This is a genomic window from Clostridium sp. DL1XJH146 (assembly GCF_054819755.1).
In genome coordinates, this window is the sequence record NZ_JBTVVN010000007.1 from 75980 (window position 1) to 92108 (window position 16129).

Here is a 16129-nt window from a genome sequence, read left to right on the forward strand (position 1 = left end):
CAGCTATCCTTCTTTCTCTAAAATTTTAAGTGGAAGTTTGCAGCATAAATAGTAGCCAATAAAAATTGATATTATTAGTAAAAGTAAACCTTGCAAACCACCGAAAAATCTGCAAGACTTAAACAATGGTGCTAATGCAGGACCTAGAGCGGTGTACATATTTTCAGAAGTTACTATAGTATTAGGTTCTGCATAAGGAGTAATTAAATTATAAATACCTAGGCACATTAGAAATATTGGTAAAATTTTAGGTAATAGCCTAATCAATTTGTTTTTCTTCAAATTAACAGAGTCTATACCAGTTAGAAAAGAAAATAATAAAAATGTAAAAATGAATAGTAAAACAAAAAAGCCAGTATATGCAGAAATCATGTTTGTTTGCACTATAAAAATATTTACTATCAAAAAGAATAAAGTTATGATTAGTCCTGCTGCAGAGGATAATACTAAAAGAATAAAATTGCAACTAATAATATATTTTTGTTTTATTGGAATTGGGGTAAAAAAACTAGAAAGATTATTCCTATAACATTTGTTTTTGTTTGAATTATCATTGTACAAAGAGCGACTAGTAAATATAGGAATTACAATAAATATAATAAGTATAAATATGGAGTTATCAAACAAAACATTATTATTATTTATATAATCATTTATTTCTAGAGATAAAATATGTAAATTACCAATAGTGACTACTATATAAAGAAAATTTATTATTAGGAAAGCATCATTGAAACCACTAGGATTTATAGTTAAATAAGCCTTAAATATTTTACGTACTTTTTTCATTATTTTTCACCCCATATGTTAAAGGTTAGGAATTTTTCAATATTAGGTTTAGTCCCTTTAAGAGTATTAAAGTATTTATCAGCTTTTTCTCTTAGAATTAAACCTTCAAAGGAAAATTCACCTTTTTTAATACCAATAAATTCATTTTCTAAGTTTTTAAGTTCTTCTAAAGAACCATTCAAAAGGACATATTTTTCTTCTAGGGTATCTATGGAGAGGCTGTCTACTATTTTCCCTCTGCTGATTAAAGTTATATAATCAGCCACTTTATCTAAATCTGATGTTATGTGAGTAGAGAAAAATACTGATTTTTCTCCATCCTCAACAAAGTCTCTTAAAAGTTCTAATACTTCTATTCGTGCAACAGGATCAAGACCAGCAGTTGGTTCATCTAGAATAAGGAGTTTAGGATTATGAGCAAAGGCTAGAGCAATCATTGCTTTAGTTTTCATCCCTTTTGAAAATCCACTTATTTTTTTATGTAAAGGAAGATTCCATTTTTTAGCATAGCTTATAAAAATTTTATCGTCCCAGTTTTCGTAGAAAATTTTAAGGGCTTTTGCGTGTTTACTAAGAGTAGAATTTAATATGAAATAATCCTCATCAGGGACATACCCAATTAAGCTTTTAACATATTCTTCATCGTCTATGTTATCTTTGTTAAAGACTTTTATTTGACCAGAATTTTTACCTATAGCGTTTAGAATCAATTTTATAGTTGTTGTTTTTCCTGCACCGTTTTGGCCAATGAAACCCATTATTGATCCTTTTTCTAGGGATATATTTACCTTATCTAATTTGAAATTGTCATATTCTTTAGTTAAATTAATAATTTCTAATATATTATCCATTTATTTTTCCTCCTCATAAACTTTTTTAATAATATTAATAATCTCTTCTTTTTTTATACCTAATTTTTTTAATTCTAAAGTTTCTCTTTTGTAGTTTTCTATTGAAGTTATTCTTTTTTCTTCTTTTAATCTTTTAATATCTGGATTATTCACGAAAGTTCCTCTTCCGGAAACAGAATAAATTAGATTTTCTTTCTCTAGTTCAGAGTAAGCTCTCTTTGTAGTAATATTGCTAACATTCAATTCTTTTGCTAGATTACGAACAGAAGGAAGAGGATCGTTATATTTCAATTTACCTGATAGAATATTTTCTTTTAAAATTACTTTTATCTGTTCATACATGGGTAAATTACTACTATAATCAATTGTAATATTCATCTATTCACCTCTCTTGAAACTGCATATTGTATATATCATATATATACAATATCACTCCTGAAATTATATGTCAATACAAGTTGAAAAAAAAGAAGTATAGTTTATTTACATATTATAACAAAAAAAACGTTGAATATGTGGTATATTATTAGTAGAGGATATTTTTGTGTAAGTATTAGATTTGTATACTTATATAAATATGATGAATTATGAAATATTTACAGGAGGTGTTAATATGGAACTTTGTGGAGAAAGAGTAAAACATAAAGTTTTTGGAACAGGCATAATAATAGCATTTGCAAATAATCGTGTTAAAGTATTATTTGATGATAGCAATGAGGAGAAGGAATTTCTTTATCCATCTGTTTTTGGTAGATTCCTAAAAATAGAAAACAAATCGATTCTTAGTGAAATTCAGAAAGATAAGAATATTATAGCTGAAGAAGAAGCAGAAAAGAGAAGAATTAAGGAAGAACAAGAAGAACAAGAAAAACTGAAGCAAGAAAGTAATGCTAAAAAAAGCAAGAAAAGTTCTAAAAAAGAAGAGAATAAAAGTAATATAGCTTTTAAGTGTAACTACTGTGATGGTGGTAGAAGTGAAAAAAATATTGGTTATAGTGGTGTTTGTAGTGAAGAAATTATTGAATATAATGTAAGTAAAGCAAAACATATTTGGTGCAAAGACCCTGAGTCATTATGTTATCAGTATAGAAAAGGGGACATAACTAAAAAAGAGCTTTTAGATTTTTGTGAGGAAAATGGTTTTGTGTGCTACGAAAGCCAAATGTTAAAAAATTGGCGTGCTTATGCAGGGGTTACTCAAAGTGGTGTCAATAAGGGGAAACCAATGAAGCTGAAAAATGTTAGAATAAACAGTTTAGCTATGCTTACAACAAGATTACCTAAAGCCAAGGATAAAGATAGATTTATATTTGCCCTATTTCTAGTTGGTGAGAATTATGAAGGGGATATTAGGAATGAAGGATATGTAGAAGCTGATGCTAAATATAGAATACAATTATCACTTGAAGAGGCTCAGAAATTAAAATTTTGGGATTATTATTTTAATCCAAATAAACCTGAAAGAATTGTACTTGGGAGTGGATTACATAGGTATTTAACAAATATTCAGTCAGCTCAAATTCTTAAAAAGCTTTGTGAAATTAAAAGAGGCACTTCAGATGAAGTACTTGCAAGCGAATTTTTAGAATATTATTGTGAGATTAATAAAGTTGATATTAATAATATTCCTTCACCAAATGGTGCATTGCAAAGAGACACATTAGATAAAGGTGATAATTAAAAAAGATATAATAAAAAGATACCCTATAAATTAGACTTTTTATAGTCTTACTTATAGGGTGTTTTTAAAAAAAATAGCATTAATTGTGCAGGTTATATCCGTTTCGTAAAAAGTCTTTTATTTCTTCAACACTCATATCTTTTAATCCTAAAGTGTCAAGAGTAGTGCCTTTTTCCCAGTAGTCTTCATCTTTCAATGTGGATGCTAATGTAATAACAGAATTCATAACTGGAGTTTTGACATTTACTAAGGTTGCTATATTTGCTAATGCAACCATTGAGCATGGAGTATCTTCCGTTAAATATCTATCATTCAAATCTTTAGGACCTTTTAACGGACTAAAGGCATTACTATCTCTATAAGATTCGTACAAGGTATCTCTTTTAGGAACATAGCCCATCAAGAAGAGTCTTTCTTTTGCTTCAACAGTTTTATATCCGAATTTCTCACATATTTTTTGTCTTTCAATATCAATTTTTTCATTAACACGGGCAACAGAAGGGGTAATACCTTCTCTATAATGATAATGTTCTCCTTTGGAGTGCTCAATCTTTCCTGCATTTAATACTACTGGCGCTGGATGTGAGATTGGGTTACCATTATTTAATGAACTTTCAAGTACATTACTAACTAATTCTATAGAGGGATACAGTTCTTTTGCAATTTTATGCATTTCTTCATTATACTTTGATGGGAAAGCTGCAAAATATAATTTGCTAACTTCTAGAAGTATATTAACACTAGTTGGACTAGTTTTTCTGCAGGCATAAGGTAATGAATGCATTTCAGCGATTTTAATCCCGTCTAGTTTTCCTTTTTCATAAAGTATTTTAGAAATTATAAGTGAACCACCAGTACTGCCGGGAGTTAAGATAATTCTAGCTCCTTTCTTTAAGTAGGGGGCAATTTTATTAGCAAAGGATTCTAATGCATAAGCAGGTACTACAGGCATAATTAAGTCTACATCGCTGAGGGCATCTTCTAGGTCCGTAGTTACTTTATGTATATTAGCTACTCCTGTCTTTCCTACACCGGTTAATGTTAGTTTTTTTGTCACCATAAGTTCATGAATATTAGATTTGAATCTTTCATCTTCATACAAAGTTATTTCATAACCTGCAAGAGATAGGTCTGCAGCAACTGCAAAAGCTCCATTTCCGCCACCAATAATTGCTATTTTTTTTATCATAGTATTCGCTCCTTTGAATTAAGTTTTGTCATGTATTATTTATGATGTTTACTATTCTTGCTATAAAGTGGGAATATTCGTATAAGAATATCAGGCCTCAATGAAAATCTTACAAAAGCATAGAAATTATATAAAGTATAGAAACTTATAGAAAAAAACAAAAGTATTTTGACGTGTTTTAAATACTGCGTAGTATTATTATACAAGGTGGAGAAGAAAAATTCAAAATAATTTTTTAAATATAGGGAATATTCATTAAAATGAAAGAAATAATTCGAATGCCAGGATACTTAAATAGTAATTTGCATTTTGTATTAGTAAAAATTATTAATATAAGAAAGAAAGCTTATTTATACAATAAACTTTCTTACAACACCATAACCTTTTGATTTTTGGAATTTATACTTTTCTAAGAATTCATATTTATATACTAAATTATCGATATTAGTATAGTTACAAGGACCTATAATTATTCTTTGTATTAGATTGAGATCTATGGGTAAATCAATATAAGCTTGATTACTGTTAATTCCTTCGTACTTAGGTTTGGTATTGAATTTTATAGAGTTTAAAGATATATCATTGTATTTTCTGAAAAATGCAAATCTGTATTCTTTTTCTTCTTTCCAAAATGGATGTTTGAAAAAAGGAGCTTCGTACTGAAGTTTTTTTATTACATTGCGCGTTAAAAAATAATTATTCTTTTTATTACCATAAAAGTTGTAATATTTAAGGGCTTGTTCAATTATTTTCTTTAAAATGATTATCTCTTCTTCTTCATTATATATTACGCTTTTATTAATGAACTTTTTAAAATAGACATTTGGTTCGTATGAATTAAAAAAGTTTACTAATTCAGTTTTATTAAACTTAAGGTTAAATCCAGTATTTTGAGTATAAGCATCCCAGAAAAATCTTGAATCTCTTTTGTTGGAAAAACTAATAATAAAATATTTTTCGAAAATTTCATTAGTGCATTTTAGAGCAGTCAAGCATTCTTCTTCAGCATATGCAAAGGCATGATAAATTGTTTTTATAAAAGGTTTATACTCTTTTCTAGTGTATGATTTTAGAACTTTAATCAATATGCTTTTAATATATTTTGAATCTTGAATATCATTTGAAAAAATACTTCTTGTTGACCATAAGGAAGAATTGTCCATAATTCCAGTTAGTCCATTTAGGTTAGTGTAGTGATATAAAGTATTACTGTTATACATAGATTACCTCCAGTGATGAAAAAATATGACTACAAGGTAAACAATAACTCCTTATAAATAAGATATGAAATTACTTGTAGCTTTGGGAATAGTACTTAAACAAATATGCAATGTTTTAAAAAAATGACACCGAATTATAATACAAATGCATATAATATAATAAATGTATAAAACTAGCACATGTAAATAATACTGAATAATTAAAGAGAAAAGCTAAGATATAAGGAGATGCATAATGGATACAGCCTATGATTTAAAGTAAATTAACTTTTTAGAGGAAAAAACTCTGATTATTGATATTGGTTTTGGACATATAAATAGAACTAATTGATATTAATAATGAGCATGTGCCTAATGGTAATTATTTAATTAGGCTTGAGATTAATCGATTTTAGAATATGCCAACATATTCTTTCTAGAAAGTTATGTTGGCATATTTATGAAATCATAAATGTCTATTTAAAAGTATTTTTAAGATTATTAATTAATTGGTCTATAATATTTTTTTTGTTATGAGTAATATTTTTCATCTCTAAAGATTCAATAGAATATTCAGAGGTACTTTGAATATTAAGGTTTTCTTTTATAGTAGCCTTTTCACCGTCGCTTGTTATATTATTTTTATCTATCAATTCTATTTGATTTGGATATTTTGTTATAGCTAAATCTGTTATTTCTAATTCATCGTTACTGACATTTGAAATTCCACTTTCGATAATTATTAGATTATTATAATCTCCTCCAGATATGTTTACATCACCTTCTCCAATATCAATTATAAGATTTCCATCAGTTTTCAAAAATTGCAAATTGAACATTCGTTTCACTTTATCTATCCCTTATTTTAATTTCCTTAGGCTCCCACTATACAAATTAATGGAGAATAGATTTAATAGCCAAAATTGTATCTATTCACTTTTATTATTTAATATAAAAGTTTATAAATTAATCCAACAATAATTTAAAATACATTAATCTACTTCAGACATGGATTCGTATCCTAGCCGTAGAAATTTTTTAAGGACTCCCGCATCACAATGGATTACGACTTCAACTAGCTTCACACTCGTAATTAGTTAGTATTAAGAGTATGTAGGATAATGATAAATCCCTAATTGCTGTAGGAATTAGGGATTAATTATCCCACCTTTTTCACAAAAAAATTGTTTATAAGGTAACGTTTCACACGTTGGTAACAGAACCAGTTGGTTTGTAATTAGCATACAAGAATCTTATGCCTTCTTTATCTACAAGAGTATTATTATTTGTATCGATATATGGAATGTAATCTATGCTGTTTACATTGCGATTTTCAAGGTGAACTTCTGCGGCTTCTGTAGCTGCAAAGGTTAATCTTACTTTCTTGTTATCTATCAATTCAACTGTAACAGGACTAGTATTTACAGTGTTTGCTATAAGAACTTCGTTATTTACTTTATAGAGTTCTATAGTACCCATTGTTTGGTCATATCCTAAAGTGATAGTATCAGGTGTTGATAAATTAGCTTCTTTTCTAAATGTTACTCCACCTGCTTGTATGTCAGCACCAGGATGAGTCATTTCGATAGGATAATTAACTTCTATTTCTAAAATACTACCTGCTATAGAACCAGTCTGACTTGTATTTGCATACCATGCTATGCTATCTGCTGTAAATCTAGTAACTTCTTTTTTAGTAAATGCGGCAATTTTATTTCCACTTATATCTTGAGTTCTAATATAGTTTGATGTAACGGCTAAGTCAATGCATAATGTGTCTATCATTTCAAGTGGTCTAGAAAGAGAAACAGTAATTTCTACTACTTTTTTATCTGATAAAATTTGTGATGATGAAAGAGGCAATACTTCTGAATCATTAAGAGTTCCAACAAAATCTCTGTCAATAAAATGTCCTATTTCTTTGTTGAATGCCATTCTTAATACAGCAGAAGTATCAGTCTCTGTAACTAAGCTGACAGCCTCTATACTTGCACGCAATTCATTAATAGCAGGAGATGTTTCTTTGTTTGATAAGATTGCTAGTCCATACAAATCTGTTGAAAGCATTTCTTGGTCTTTTGTCTTAAGGGTAATATCAACGCTTCCACCATCAAAAGTATTCTCTACAAAAATAAAATGAATAATTTTTGTAGTAACTAATTGATGTGATGTAGGAACAAGTTCTATTGATCCTTCAGTAGTTTCTTCAGTTATTGTAAAATCATTTATATCTATAGTGTAGAACTCATTATCACCACTATATTTATATTCTAATATTTCAGGTGTTAAAACAGATAAAACACCATTGGATATATCTATTGGGTCTATTGGGCCAACAATTTCTTGAGTTTTGCACAATGGATAAATATTACTAACGTAGTTTTCTACATAATTAATTTCTTTTATTTTAGGATAACCGATATTTAATATAGAATAATCAGCAGGATCGCTACTAAGTGGCAAGAATGAAGTATTTCCAGGTAATATTAGGCTAATCCATTTTGATTCATTCATTATAAATGTTGTTGTGCTAATAGGTAATAAATTTTCTTTGATTAAATAGTTTTCAATATTTGCAATAGAATGTTCCCCTGTATAAGCCATTGATTGGTCGTACTTAATAACTACAATTGTTTTGTCTGAATCGTTATCATCTGTAGATGAAAAATCTCTATAGGTAACGCCTACAACATCAGGTGTTGTTGTGTTGATAATTCCAAAATCAATACTTTGAGGTTCTATAGAAAGACCATACATATCTTGAATTTCATCAGCATATAATGTGTGAGTTCCTTCTAGTAGGTTCTCATCTAATTCTAATAAAGCAGTTTTAGTAGCTATATTGTATATTATAGATATTGGAGCTACAAAAGTACCATCTAATTTAGAAATACTATAGTAGTCGAGATTTTTAACCCCACCTAGTTCATCTGTATTTTTCATATCTTTAGAGAATATTACAATGATTTTTCTTTGGCTATTTCCATATTGATCTACGTCAATTATACGTGGAGGAACAGCTACTATTGGAATATCTGGGAATAAAACTTCTTCAGTTAAATAGCCATTTTCATCTGTAATTCTTCCTACAGTAATATCAATTTTACCTATAGGAAGTGGAGTTTCTAATATATATTGTAATTCATCAAATTGATTACCTACTCTTATTACTTCAGTTACTGTTACAAGAGAACCATTTACGTAAATAACGCTTTTTTCGTCGTATTTTTTTAAAACGGCTTTGTCATATTTAACAACTAAATTGGTTCGATCAACAGCTTTTACACTTATAGCTTTAGCTGTAACATCATCATTGACTACTGAAAATTCTTTTCTCATAGAAGGAACTACTACCATATCATCTGAAAAATCATGTAGATAATAATGAGAGTTAGCACCTTGAGTTTTACTATAATTAATTATAAAACCTGAATCACCTGTAGGGAGACCTCTATAGTTCATTTGAATTTCTAGAGATTTGTGATCACAAGAGCTTCTTATTGTAGCTTGATTAGGTGGTACTGTTGCATTTGGGTCATCAAGGCTAGCGGTTAAAAGACCTATCCACTCAGGAGTTGTATTCAATGATACATTTGAATCTAAATCATATAATAAGGTGTAAAAATTCATAAGAGTATTGTTAGTGGTATCTATTGCATCGAGATGTTCAATTGGGGTCTCAAAAGAGACGTTCAATATTCTATTACCAAAAACTGTTACCTCTGAATTTGTTGGTTTTATCAAGTATTTATCTACAACAAAAGGTGTGGCTATAACCTCAGTATCCTTAGTTATTTTAAGTGTATAGATAACATCTGTTTCAAATCTAGATTCAGCTACAATAATTTTTTTGTTTTCATCAGGATTAACAGAATCGTTACATACTGTAATGTCAACCTCTGTTAATGGATTAGCTGTCTCAAAAACTTCAAAATTTTCATTTCCGTTAAAAGATTGGTTCAAATTAACAGTAATAGTTTTATTGTTTTTATTATCAATAGAAATAATTTCTATTGGAATATCTGTGTTAGTCGCTGGGATATATGAAATATCCATATTATATCCTCCTATATTTCTTTGAATAACTAAAAAATAACTACTTATTCTATTTTATAATATGATGATTAGATTAAATAAGTTACTTGGATAAATAAAAAGTTTAAATCAATTTTTGAAAAATATTTTATCATAAACAGATGAAAATTATAATCCAATAGAGGTTGCACGTATAAAGATTTTGGATAGTAATCATAATCCGCTATATCATACTTTGACTCAGAAAGATGGATTATATACTTTACAAGAGATTGAACCATGTTCAGAATACCATTTTCATTCTGTAAAAAATGGATATTTGGTAAGTGAAGAAAAAAATTTCAATTGTTGAAGGTCAAACACTCGTAATAAATTCAAAACTAGTAGTAGATCCAAATGCAACTTTAATAATCTAGTGATTTATGGATATGTAATAGATATAAATGGTAAACTTATTAGTGGTGCTAAAGTGATTTTTTTGGACAATGAGGATGAAATTATAGGAAGAGTGTACAGCGCAGTATGTGGTTTTTATTCTTATAATGGAATTATGTTAAACTAATAGAAGTTTATAAGACTACTCATTCAAACAAATATGGGCAATTCCATTTGGTAAATATTTAGTTAAATCAAAGGGTAGAAAATATAGTAAGCTTTGTAATAAGAGATTGAACGTAAATACTTTAAATATTAAGATAAAAGAATAAAGTAATGCAAAAAGAGTTGCTTGAGTATATTTTTATACTTTAGCAACTCTTTTTTTGATTAGTTATTATTAGTGTCAGAAGAAATTATTTTTCTTGGTATTTTTAATTTAATTTTCTTTTCTATTTCATCTAAAATATACTTATCTTTTGGTGCTGAAAATAAGAAAGTATATCCTTCTTCACCTGCTCTACCTGTTCTTCCTATACGGTGAATGTAACTCTCAGCAGTTTCAGGCATATCGTAATTAAATATATGAGTAACACCGGTTATATCAAGTCCTCTAGCAGCCACTTCTGTAGCTATAAGGTACTGAGTTTTTAAGTTTCTAAAATCTTTCATAATTCTTTCACGTTTAGGTTGACTTATATCTCCATGGAGTTTTTTGCAATTATAACCTTTTTGAAAAAGGTCTTCTTCGAGTTTATCAGCTCTTCTTTTAGTTCTACAAAATATAATAGCCATAAAAGGGTTTTCAGCATCTAATAGAGTACAGAGGTCATCTTGTTTTCTTCTATCTGTTGTTTCGATTACAAATTGTTTTATATTTTTAAGGGTAACTTCTTCTTTTTCAATTATTACAACTTTGGGGTCGGTCATATTCTTATAGGCTAATTTTTTCACGTCTGAATTCATTGTAGCGGAAAAACATAGAGTTTGGCGTTTCCTTGGCGTATGGTCTATAATTAATCTCATTTCGTTTTTAAAACCCATAAGTAGCATTTGGTCTGCTTCATCTAATACTAAAGTTTTTAAGTTATCAAGATTTATAGTTTTTCTTTCAAGGTGGTCTAATAGTCTACCAGGAGTCGCAATTATTAGATGAATATTGCCTTTAAGTTTTTTTAACTGTGAGCCTATATCTTTGCCACCATAAGCAGCTAATATATTTATATCTTTAGCTTCTTTAAGCTTAATAGCTTCTTCTGTTATTTGGATTGCAAGCTCTCTTGTGGGTGTTACTATCAAACCTTGAATGGTAGCTATATCAGGAGACATATTTTCAAACATAGGCAATAAGAAGGCCAGTGTTTTACCTGTTCCGGTTTGGGCTTCAGCTATAACGTCATTGCCATCTTTTATAAGTGAGATACTTTTTTCCTGAATTGGTGTAGGATTTGATATTCTTTGAGTCTTAAGAGCTTCTAAAATGGCATCACTAAGACCAAGATTTTTAAAATTCATAATTTTATTTACCTTCCATTATCGTAAATTTTTATAATAACAAATAAACTAATTAATTATAATAGTAATTTAACACTATTATTGGATATCAAAATATTGTTATATATAAATAAATCAGCTAAGTATATCATATTTTTGGTGTATGTGAAAGTTTTTTCCCAATGATATAAAACAAATGTCCCAATGAGATAAAAGAAATGAGAAATGAAAATAAAATATTTTAATGAAGATTTTATTAGAAATAGTAGCATGGAAGTATATATGTAGTGACATAAAGCTATATAGATAGCTGGTTGCAGAGTTTTTTTTACAATCTTAAAAAGGAATGTTTTACAATAGTTATTGGATGAAAAAAATAAAATGATGAAATAAAACAAAAAAAACCCTTGCGATATTTTAAATATAGTGTATACTAAGGTAGAACCTTGATTCAGAAGTAAATAATTTATTAGCAGTTTAAATTTCGAATTGTATATATTGTTAAGAATAACTTAGATACATAGATTTCGATATTTTTATTAGTGATTTATTTTATCAAAGAATTAAAGGAATAAAAATTTCGGAGGTAAGAAACTATGACAGGAACAGTTAAATGGTTTAACGCAGAAAAAGGATTTGGATTTATCACTACAGAGGAAGGAAATGACGTATTCGCTCATTTTTCTCAAATTAACAAAGAAGGATTTAAAACTTTAGAAGAAGGCGAAAAAGTGTCTTTTGATATCGTTGAAGGACCTAAAGGACCTCAAGCAGAAAAAATAACAACTATCTAGTTTTGTTATATTGATAAAAACCTGAAGAATTCTTCAGGCTTTTATTTTTTTTTGGAGATAATTATTAAAATTAGAAGAGAGATGTTTAAACAATAGGCTTTGAGCTAGAGTTACATATATACTAAATAAATATTGAATACAAGAAATAGTAGAATAATAAAAGTATTTTATAATCTTTATGTTGAAAGATAGAAAATTAATCATTACAATGATGTTATATCATTATTTATATAATTAGGAGGTGGGTTACTATTAAACTTAATAAATGGTTAAATAATGAATTACCTATATTAGCAACAAATCTAGAGGAACTTAATGAAAAATATTTTTTTAAAGAAAAAACAATTGGTCTAGCTGGAAAAGAAACAACTAAACGTATTATTTATAATTTGCGTTCTGCTCTTTTCCCAGGTGTGTATGAAAAGTATCCTATTAATGAATCTCATGTTAATACTATTATAGGAAACCATATGAGAATAGCGGCACTAGATTTAAATGAACTATTAGAAACGGCACTAATGAATTTTTGCAAGGATAAAGAAAATCATATAGAGGGATGTACTAAATGTAGAGATAAGGCAAATGATACTGTCATTAAGGTATTAGATAGTTTGCCTGATATTAGGGAGATACTTCATACGGATATTGAAGCAGCATATAATGGAGACCCGGCAGCTATTTCAAAAGAAGAAATTCTATTAAGTTATCCCTCTGTTGAAGCTATAAGTATACACAGATTAGCTCATCTTTTATACCAACTTGAAATACCATTGATACCTAGGCTTATGTCAGAAATTGCGCATCAAAATACTGGCATAGATATTCATCCTGGTGCAAAAATAGAAGAAAGCTTTTTTATTGATCATGGAACAGGGGTTGTAATTGGAGAGACGTGTACGATAGGCAAAAATGTAAAAATATATCAAGGGGTTACTTTAGGAGCTAAAAGTTTTCCTTTGGATAAAGATGGTAATCCGATAAAAGGAATAAAAAGACATCCGGATATTGGAGATAATGTAGTTATTTATGCAGGAGCCACAATTTTAGGTGGGGACACAGTTATTGGTAATAACTCTACTATTGGGGGTAATGTGTGGCTAACACATTCTGTACCGCAGAACTCTACAGTTTATACTTCTCAACCATCACCAATAATAAAATAATTTATTAAAAGCAGTTCTATGCACTACAATAAAGCACTATGCCTTTGACATAGTGCTTTAAATATATGTAGATATTTTTAAAAGTGTTATTGAATGTTTTGGTTTAATAAATCAATGACTAGTTTTTTATTTCCTTCTTTAAAAGCATTTAATATACTTTCATGTTCGTAATAACTATCCATAAGGTTTTTAAGTCTGCCATAAGTAAACATAGTTCTATTTAATGCAGATAACCAAAGCTGAAGTATATGATTATCAGCATATTTACTTACTATAAGGCTATGAAATTGAATGTCTAAATCAAATACTGAATATAAATTATTTGCTTCGCAAGCAACTTGGAATCTTTTTAATATTCTATTCATTTCGTTAAAATCATCTTCAGTAAAATTATCAAATTCTTTTTCTATAACAAAAGTTTCTATTTCTTTTCTGATTTTAATTATGAATGCGTGTGATTCAGGTGCTGGTCTAGGAGCTACTTTAACTCCTACGTTAGGCGTTAAAGTTAGAAGACCTTCTTTTGAAAGAATTTTTAGTGCATCTCTTATAGGCCCTCTGCTAACACTATATTTGTCAGAAAGATCTTGTTCTCTTAGAGGAGCACCTTCTTGTAATTTTCCAAAAATTATTTCTTTTCTTATTTTGTCAACGATTTGGTCTGAAATCGTATAGAATATTTGTTTGTTAGGCATAATTATAATCTTCCCTTTAATTATATTTTCTTAATAATAATAATATCATATGTGTAAAAAATGTCAAGGGAATAGTTATATTGAATACAGTATATTGTTGACAATATACAATATGTAAGATAAAATATAATTGTATTATTAATAATTTAAACGTATTCAGTATAATCTATGATTGAAAGAATTTATGAAAGGGTGTTACTATATGATTAAAAATTATAAGATGTTTATCGATAATAATTGGATAGATTCTCAAAATGGAGAAAATATAAATGTTATAAATCCGTTTAATGAAGAAATAATTGCGCAAATTCCTCTTGGGACAAGAGAAGATGCAGCAAATGCTCTTGAAATTTCTGAAAAGGCACAAAAAAAATGGGCAGCTTTACCAGCACAAATGAGAGCTGAATTTATAAAAAAACTAGCATCCGAATTAAAAAAAGAAAAAGTACGTTTTGCATTATTATTGACAGAAGAACAAGGCAAAACATATAAAGAAGCTTTAGGAGAAGTTGATGCTGCCGTATTATTCTTTAATTATGCTGCAGAATCAGCAAGAAGAATCGAAGGAGAAATTAGGACGAGTGAAATGAAAAAAGAGCAGGTTTGGATTCAAAGGGTTCCTTATGGTGTAACAGTAGGACTTGCAACATGGAATTTCCCATTGGCTCTTGCTGCCAGAAAATTAGGTAATTCACTAGTTTGTGGAAATACAATGGTACTTATGCCCCCTTTAGATACACCACTTGCAATACTAGAATTGGGTAAACTTATAGAAAAAGTTGGGTTTCCTAGCGGGGTTGTAAATATTATTACAGGATTAGGTGGAGTAGTAGGTGATGAGCTTGTAAGAAATCAAAGAACTAAAATGGTTTCATTAACAGGGAGTACAGAAATAGGCAAAATATTATATAAATCTGCTTCAGAAAATCTAGCGGTTTTAAGTTTAGAATTAGGTGGTAAGGCTCCATTTATTGTTATGGATGATGTTGATATAGATAAGGTTGTACATATTGCAGTTCTTTCAGCATTTGAAAATGGAGGACAAGTTTGTACATGTAATGAAAGGATGTATATTCACGAAAAAATATATGATGAATTCATGGATAGATTTATTGCAAAGGTTAAAGAACTAAAAGTTGGCGACCCTATGAATGAGAATACTGACATAGGTCCAAAAGTTAATGGAAGAGAAGTAGAAAAACTGGTAATGCTTGTTGAAGGAGCTAAAAAAGAAGGCGCGAAAATTGAATTAGGCGGCAACAAACTTACTGAAGGTATATATAGTAAGGGATATTGGTTTCAACCAACGGTTATAACAAATGTAACGAATGATATGGAAATAGTTCAGGAAGAAACGTTTGGTCCTATTGTAGCTGCTATGAAGGTGAAAGATTTTGATGAAGCATTAAAATACGCCAATGATTCAAAATATGGCCTCTCAGCATATCTATTTACAAATGATGTAAGAAAGATAATGAGAGCTTCGGATGAATTAGAATTTGGTGAAGTATATGTAAATAGGAGAAATGGTGAATTAGTTAATGCTTTCCATAATGGATTTAAACAAAGTGGTATTGGTGGAGAAGATGGAAAACATGGATTACAAGGCTATCTACAGAAAAAAACTATATATATGAATTATAATGAATAGATACAAATACGATAAAAGTCGTTTTTAAAGTATATTTTTACATTTATATTAATTATAATTTGTTTTAAAAATAATAAAAGAATCAAAAACAAGCTGAAGAAAATTAAAATTTCTTTAGCTTGTTTTTTGAAAATAATTGATTGAATAAAGAGTAAAGATTATTTGAATACGAAAGTAAAATATGGTAGTGTAAATTAATAGATAAAATTATAG

13 protein-coding genes are annotated in these 16129 nt (G+C 28.6%); 4 read left to right on the forward strand and 9 right to left on the reverse strand.

The genetic code is table 11. The features are described 5' to 3' along the window. Window positions 1-3: 3 nt before the first annotated feature. Genes ACVHXK_RS05265 through ACVHXK_RS05275 form a run of 3 tightly spaced genes read right to left on the reverse strand, consistent with a single transcriptional unit; the run spans window position 4 to window position 2018 of the window. Window positions 4-789: a hypothetical protein gene (locus ACVHXK_RS05265; protein ID WP_461205318.1), complete on the reverse strand. Its 786-nt coding sequence runs from the start codon at window positions 787-789 to the stop codon at window positions 4-6. Then, entirely contained in the window at window positions 789-1640 is an 852-nt protein-coding gene (locus tag ACVHXK_RS05270; RefSeq protein WP_461205319.1) for an ABC transporter ATP-binding protein, read from the reverse strand. The genes ACVHXK_RS05265 and ACVHXK_RS05270 overlap by 1 nt, the downstream gene beginning before the upstream one ends. After that, window positions 1641-2018 (reverse strand): GntR family transcriptional regulator, encoded by a 378-nt coding sequence (locus ACVHXK_RS05275; RefSeq protein WP_461205320.1) that lies wholly within the window; start codon window positions 2016-2018, stop codon window positions 1641-1643. 235 nt (window positions 2019-2253) lie between these two features. On the opposite strand from ACVHXK_RS05275, the gene ACVHXK_RS05280 reads away from it, so the two are divergent. Further along, window positions 2254-3321 carry a hypothetical protein gene (locus ACVHXK_RS05280; protein WP_461205321.1) on the forward strand — a complete coding sequence of 356 codons (1068 nt, stop codon included), beginning with the start codon at window positions 2254-2256 and terminating at the stop codon, window positions 3319-3321. A 79-nt stretch (window positions 3322-3400) separates the two neighbouring features. On the opposite strand, the gene ACVHXK_RS05285 is transcribed toward ACVHXK_RS05280, so the two are convergent. The 5 genes from ACVHXK_RS05285 to ACVHXK_RS05305 form a co-directional block, all read right to left on the reverse strand. Further along, window positions 3401-4510, reverse strand: a complete 1110-nt coding sequence (locus ACVHXK_RS05285; RefSeq protein ID WP_461205322.1) for an NAD/NADP octopine/nopaline dehydrogenase family protein — start codon at window positions 4508-4510, stop codon at window positions 3401-3403. A gap of 350 nt (window positions 4511-4860) precedes the next feature. Next, a complete protein-coding gene (locus ACVHXK_RS05290) occupies window positions 4861-5730 on the reverse strand; it encodes a DUF2971 domain-containing protein (RefSeq protein WP_461205323.1) in 870 nt (289 codons plus the stop codon). 455 nt (window positions 5731-6185) lie between these two features. Further along, window positions 6186-6557, reverse strand: a complete 372-nt coding sequence (locus tag ACVHXK_RS05295) for a hypothetical protein (RefSeq protein ID WP_461205324.1) — start codon at window positions 6555-6557, stop codon at window positions 6186-6188. A gap of 355 nt (window positions 6558-6912) precedes the next feature. Continuing rightward, a complete protein-coding gene (locus ACVHXK_RS05300) occupies window positions 6913-9765 on the reverse strand; it encodes a hypothetical protein (RefSeq protein WP_461205325.1) in 2853 nt (950 codons plus the stop codon). A 744-nt stretch (window positions 9766-10509) separates the two neighbouring features. Continuing rightward, window positions 10510-11634 (reverse strand): DEAD/DEAH box helicase, encoded by a 1125-nt coding sequence (locus ACVHXK_RS05305; RefSeq protein WP_461205326.1) that lies wholly within the window; start codon window positions 11632-11634, stop codon window positions 10510-10512. Window positions 11635-12209: 575 nt separating this feature from the next. On the opposite strand from ACVHXK_RS05305, the gene ACVHXK_RS05310 reads away from it, so the two are divergent. Both ACVHXK_RS05310 and epsC read left to right on the forward strand, forming a co-directional pair. Further along, window positions 12210-12407 carry a cold shock domain-containing protein gene (locus ACVHXK_RS05310; RefSeq protein ID WP_461205327.1) on the forward strand — a complete coding sequence of 66 codons (198 nt, stop codon included), beginning with the start codon at window positions 12210-12212 and terminating at the stop codon, window positions 12405-12407. Between the two features lie 470 nt (window positions 12408-12877). Further along, window positions 12878-13570, forward strand: coding sequence for a serine O-acetyltransferase EpsC (epsC, locus tag ACVHXK_RS05315; RefSeq protein ID WP_461205328.1), 693 nt, complete (start codon window positions 12878-12880; stop codon window positions 13568-13570). Window positions 13571-13656: 86 nt separating this feature from the next. Here epsC and ACVHXK_RS05320 read toward each other — a convergent pair whose 3' ends face one another. After that, window positions 13657-14265: a GntR family transcriptional regulator gene (locus ACVHXK_RS05320; RefSeq protein WP_461205329.1), complete on the reverse strand. Its 609-nt coding sequence runs from the start codon at window positions 14263-14265 to the stop codon at window positions 13657-13659. 202 nt (window positions 14266-14467) lie between these two features. On the opposite strand from ACVHXK_RS05320, the gene ACVHXK_RS05325 reads away from it, so the two are divergent. Next, window positions 14468-15916, forward strand: a complete 1449-nt coding sequence (locus tag ACVHXK_RS05325; protein WP_461205330.1) for an aldehyde dehydrogenase family protein — start codon at window positions 14468-14470, stop codon at window positions 15914-15916. Window positions 15917-16129: the final 213 nt, after the last annotated feature.